This window comes from Anoxybacillus kestanbolensis (assembly GCF_001996285.1).
Classification (GTDB): Bacteria; Bacillota; Bacilli; order Bacillales; family Anoxybacillaceae; genus Anoxybacillus; species Anoxybacillus kestanbolensis_A.
Window position 1 is genome coordinate 50,014 of record NZ_MQAD01000006.1, and the last position, 1,204, is coordinate 51,217.

A 1,204-nucleotide genomic window follows, 5' to 3' on the forward strand; every position below is an offset into this window, starting at 1 on the left:
ATCGGGCGCGATGAACAAGGAAGGAAACAGTCTTGTAAGTTTTCTGTAACGGTTTCCTATGTGGCAAGAATTTAAAAAATTCGCAGTACGTGGCAACGTCATCGACTTAGCTGTCGGGGTCATTATCGGTGGGGCGTTCGGGAAAATCGTTTCTTCTCTTGTCAACGACATCATTATGCCGCTTTTTGGTCTTATTTTAGGCGGCATTGATTTTAGCGGGTTATCTTGGAAAGTCGGCGAAGCGGAAGTGAAATACGGGGCGTTTCTTCAAACCGTCGTTGACTTTTTAGTTATCGCCTTTTCGATTTTTCTATTTGTCAAACTTTTAAACAACTTGCACGAGCGAATCAAAAAACAAGAAGAAACGAAACAAACCGCACCAACGATGACAAAAGAACAACAACTACTCACAGAAATTCGCGATTTGTTAAAACAGCAAAAAGAAACACCGTAGCCCTCAAAGTTTGGGGGCTTCATTCGCATAATAAGCAAGCCGTTTATATTTCACATTTTTTCCGTAAAAAAACCGTAAACCCATGCGGATTTACGGCTTTTTTTACGCATTCAACGCAGCTTCTTCCTCGTCGCGCAAGTTGTGCGCAAGGCGACCAGAGGCGCTTGCGGCAATGCTTGCGACTAAATCGTCTAAAAACGTATGCACGCCTTTGCCACGTTTCGTATCAAGCTGCTTAATGATTCCGACTTTATTTTTATCGAGATGACCAAATGTCGTCACCGCGATGCTTCCGTATCCGAGGACCGCCCCTAACGCTAACGTTTCATCGACACCAAACAACCCTTCATCCGTTTCAACAATCGTCTGAAGCGGCTCCGACAGCATCCCTTGCTCTGCGAGTTTATCAAGCTCAATACCAACTAAAATCGCATGTTGTACTTCGCGTTTTTGTAACACTTTTTCTACACTTTCGATACATTCTGCCATCGTTAAATTTTTATTATACGGACTTTGCATTTCATATACAATCTCAGCAATGGCTGGAATCGTTACCCCACGTTCTGTTAATAACTGCAACGTTCTTTCATACACTTCTTTACTTGATATACGCTTCATTCCTCATCCTCCTCTCGTTCTCTCATTAGGTTATCAATTTTATTAAAATCATAGAATAATGATAAAGATTTTAATAAAATTGTTTATCCGTCCACGTCGTTTAAGCGACATGTACTCGGATTGGGAGTAACC

2 protein-coding genes are annotated in these 1,204 nt (G+C 41.8%); one reads left to right on the top strand and one right to left on the bottom strand.

Annotated elements, in window-relative coordinates:
* Positions 1 to 58: 58 nt before the first annotated feature.
* The gene (gene mscL / locus BO219_RS06945) at positions 59 to 454 is read left to right on the top strand and encodes a large conductance mechanosensitive channel protein MscL (protein WP_035020866.1); all 396 of its coding nucleotides are present in this window, start codon (positions 59 to 61) and stop codon (positions 452 to 454) included.
* Positions 455 to 556: 102 nt separating this feature from the next.
* On the opposite strand, the gene BO219_RS06950 is transcribed toward mscL, so the two are convergent.
* Positions 557 to 1,072 carry a phosphatidylglycerophosphatase A family protein gene (locus tag BO219_RS06950; RefSeq protein ID WP_077428978.1) on the bottom strand — a complete coding sequence of 172 codons (516 nt, stop codon included), beginning with the start codon at positions 1,070 to 1,072 and terminating at the stop codon, positions 557 to 559.
* Positions 1,073 to 1,204 lie beyond the last annotated feature (132 nt).